The sequence below is a fragment of the Shigella sp. FC1567 genome (assembly GCF_001743015.1).
GTDB classification, from domain to species: domain Bacteria; phylum Pseudomonadota; class Gammaproteobacteria; order Enterobacterales; family Enterobacteriaceae; genus Escherichia; species Escherichia coli.
The window spans coordinates 1-3,607 of record NZ_MIIV01000183.1 but is presented as its reverse complement, the minus strand read 5'-3'; the positions used below and the strand labels follow the sequence as shown (position 1 = coordinate 3,607).

3 protein-coding genes and 1 pseudogene are annotated in these 3,607 nt (G+C 49.0%); 2 read left to right on the top strand and 2 right to left on the bottom strand.

Annotated elements, in window-relative coordinates:
- Positions 1-227 (bottom strand): IS3 family transposase (locus BHE85_RS12195; RefSeq protein ID WP_069673482.1); only part of this gene is annotated, 227 nt, incomplete at its 3' end.
- A gap of 429 nt (positions 228-656) precedes the next feature.
- On the opposite strand from BHE85_RS12195, the pseudogene BHE85_RS12190 reads away from it, so the two are divergent.
- A pseudogene (locus tag BHE85_RS12190) lies at positions 657-807 on the top strand (transposase domain-containing protein); the annotation flags it as partial.
- 216 nt (positions 808-1,023) lie between these two features.
- Here BHE85_RS12190 and iha read toward each other — a convergent pair.
- A complete protein-coding gene (gene iha / locus BHE85_RS12185; protein WP_001223350.1) occupies positions 1,024-3,114 on the bottom strand; it encodes a bifunctional siderophore receptor/adhesin Iha in 2,091 nt (696 codons plus the stop codon).
- Between iha and BHE85_RS28235 the strand changes: the two genes are divergently transcribed.
- A complete protein-coding gene (locus tag BHE85_RS28235) occupies positions 3,053-3,235 on the top strand; it encodes a hypothetical protein (RefSeq protein ID WP_032324551.1) in 183 nt (60 codons plus the stop codon). The two genes, iha and BHE85_RS28235, sit on opposite strands and share 62 nt — an antisense overlap.
- Positions 3,236-3,607: the final 372 nt, after the last annotated feature.

Genomic DNA, 3,607 nt, shown 5'->3' with positions numbered 1-3,607 from the left:
CGTTGTAGCTTTTTCCTCAGCTTACGTATTTCGATTTGTTCTGGTGTTATCGGAGAGGCTTTTGGTGTTTTGCCCTGACGCTCATCACGCAGTTGTTTGCCCCATCTTGTCATTGTGGAAAGGCCAACATCCATAGCTTTGGCGGCATCTGCCACCGTGTATTTCTGGTCAACAACCAGTTGAGCGGATTCGCGTTTAAACTCTGCGCTAAAATTTCTTTTTTTCATTGGAGCACCTGTGTTGTTCTGAGGTGAGCATATCACCTCTGTTCAGGTGGCCAAATTCAGTGTGCCACTTCAATCTGACCTCTCAGTAAATATCAATACGGTTCTGGCGAGCCGCTTACGTGCAGCAGTCTTATCCGGCAGTTTAAAGGGGAGGACGGAGACCAATGAGGCACTGGAGCAGATTCAGTGCAGAGGTGACCTGCTTTATCAAACTTAATTGTGACAAAATGGCGATTGAGAAGGTGCAATTGACTTATCCGGATTCGGTCGTGGCGAGGTGGTGCCCCTGCATTCTGCTAACCGGGTTATGAGCCAGGAGTCAGCGATAGACAAAGGGACTTATCTGACCGGGCCCCCGGAAAAATGGCGGGAGAGAATGATACCTTCCTGCTGACGAGACCGGACTTTGAGATGACGAGCGATAGTGCGGCAGTGATGTACAGCCTGATCGGTAGCTGCAAAACTTAACGGAATCGAGCCGGAAACGTGGCTACGCCACGTGATCAGTGTAATCAACACCTGGCCTGCCAACCGCATGAAAGAGTTGTTGCCCTGGAACGTCACTCTCTCTGTAAACTAATTTTTACCCCACGTCCTTCACGGTGCGCTTACACTCTGGACAAGTATGTAAATGATAAGTTAAAAATAATCCGTGCATTTCCTGTGACGATATTAGTTGTTGGTAACGAAATCTCATTAGCGGATCGGAAATGCACTTAACCTAATACGTGCCACTGTTCCGCCAGGAGTTGCAGTGGCAACGTATTCTACCGTCAGTGATAGCGTTTTGTTATTATCAGAACTGATAGTTCAGCGACATCCAGTAATTTCGCTCAGGTATCACATATCCTGTTGTTGATGATCCCGTCTGGAAGTAATCACCGGCATACAGCGTACTCTTACCGGCACTGTACAGGCTCACGTCACTGTAATCCTTGTTGAGCAGGTTATTCACCGCAGCATTCAGCGTCAGGGCATCCGTCATCTTCCAGGACAGACCTGCATCCACCACCGTCCAGGCTTTCAGGTATTCTCCTTTCTCATCATACACTTTCTTCTGTACAGCGCTCAGTGACGAATAATTCTGGGTGAAACGTGGTGTTTTCCCGCGATAACGGGCACCCAGCCATGATGCCACCTCTTCGGTGATCTGCCAGTTCAGTTTCGCATTCACCATGTGTTCAGGGGTATAACTCAGCGGCGCACCTTTGTTATCACCATCACGTTGTTCACTTCGGGTCCAGGTGTAATTCAGTGACAGCGTGACATCCTCTGACCACAGCGGCAATGTGCCGGCAAATTCCACACCGTGCAACCGGGCCTTTCCGCTGTTTACATAGCTATTGGTGTTATCATTTATGGAATAAGAGACAATCTTGTTGGAGAAGTCAGTCATAAAACCTGTGACATTGGCATTCAGACCGGCGGGGTTATCGTAATACACCCCAGCCTCATAACTGACGCTCTCTTCCGGCTTCAGGTCGGGGTTACCAAGTAGATTTGTTTTTCCCTGCCCGGACACACCACTAATCCCTTTATGTAGCTGCCCCATTCTGGGTGCCTTATATCCCGTGGTCACACCGCCTTTCAGCGTCCAGGCATCTGCCACATCCCAGACCAGATATGCACGCGGACTGAAGTGTCCCCCGAATTGCTCATGATGTTCATAGCGGCTGCCCGCAGTCAGCGCAAGTGCATCCGTGAGATGCCACTCATCCTCAGCAAATACCGACCAGCTTTTCTGCCGGAAAGTTTCACCTGTGCTGGCAAGGACAACTCCGTCTTTCATGGACGAGCTCTGAAACTCGCCCCCCACCGTAACCAGATGAGATTCTCCCAGAGGGGTAAGCAGTAATGAATTCAGGATAAGGTTCGATTCCTTAAGCTCCCGCGGCTGACCGGCAAGCCCCCATTTGTCGCGCTTCAGTACACTGCGTACGAGCTCACGACCTTTATTTTCTGTCTCGTTCCAGTTCAGATACGATTTCCATGTTCCGAAGGTGAAAGTATGATCATAGCCAGCTGAAATTTTGTTCCGCTCATAGCGCAGGGTCCGGTCATATCCCCCCGTCAGACTCCCCAGTTGCCCATCCCGGTTATCATAACGCTGCCGGGTGGTATCCATATCAAACCAGAGCACATCCTGCTCCGACGCCTTCCAGTCAAGACGTGCACCAAGATTATAATTCTGTGACTCCGTGGGATAAGGAATACGCGTGGCTGCTGTATCGCTCAGTGATGTGACCGATGAGCCCTGACGCTGTTGTGTGCTACCGCGTACCTGCAGGCTGACAGAATCATCCACAAGGGGGCCACTGCTCCAGAAATTAAACTGGCTGCTGTTACCCCATTTGTTGCTTTCCTGCAGATTCAGCCCTGCATTGACGGAAGAGAGCCATTTGTCTGCATTCTTTCTGGTAATGATATTCACCACACCGCCCATCGCATCAGAGCCATACAGTGTGGACATCGGCCCCCTGATAACCTCAATACGCTCAATGGCGGCCAGAGGGGGCATGAACCCGGTATTCATGGCAGAAAAACCGTTGGGAGTCACGTCACTGCTTCCGCCCTGACGAACACCATCAATCAGTATCAGCGTGTAACTGGCTGGCATTCCTCGGATGCTGATTTCCAGCCCACCGGTTTTACCCGTACCACTTTCAACATCCACACCCTCTACTGATCTCAGAGCCTCCGCCAGATCGTGGTACTGGCTGGACTGCAATTCCTCCTGGCTAATCACAGAAACACTGGCGGCTGCGTTAGTCAGCTTTTTCTCATAGCCGGATGCCGAGACAATCATCACATCCTCTGCAGCAGCTATGCTGCTGGCTGAAAATCCGAGACAGGGAATGACTACGGAAGCCAGAGTGGTTATTCGCATATTACTAATCTCCGATCATGTTAACCGGCAAGACAATACACAAATACAAACAATAATGAGAATAATTTATATTTGCCTTTTACAAAAAATAAAGATTATTAACAAAACTAAATATAAATAACAACTGCCTCGGCATGCCAGTTAACAGCTATCCGTATGGCGTGTTCGGTTTTGCGAATAAAAAATGGTTACTGTAGAAGCGGATTTCCACCACATGTCAACCATGAATGGTCAGTGGTGCGAGACGACTGGGATGATTTGGTCGATGACTTCTTCCGGTGAATACTGATAGAAACATTGAAATATTGTAAGAGAAAGCGTTCAAAATTCTGTGGCACGTGAAAAATTCTACAGCGTCATCACTAGACTGGCCCCCTGAATCTCCAGACAACCAGTATCACTTAAATAAGTGATAGTCTTAATACTAGTTTTTAGACTAGTCATTGGAGTACAGATGATTGATGTCTTAGGGCCGGAGAAACGCAGACGGCGT

Bases quoted from the DNA above. Each gene is read 5' to 3' on its own strand.
- BHE85_RS28235 (WP_032324551.1), top strand. From the start codon at position 3,053: ATGCTGCTGGCTGAAAATCCGAGACAGGGAATGACTACGGAAGCCAGA.
- iha (WP_001223350.1), bottom strand. From the start codon at position 3,114: ATGCGAATAACCACTCTGGCTTCCGTAGTCATTCCCTGTCTCGGATTT.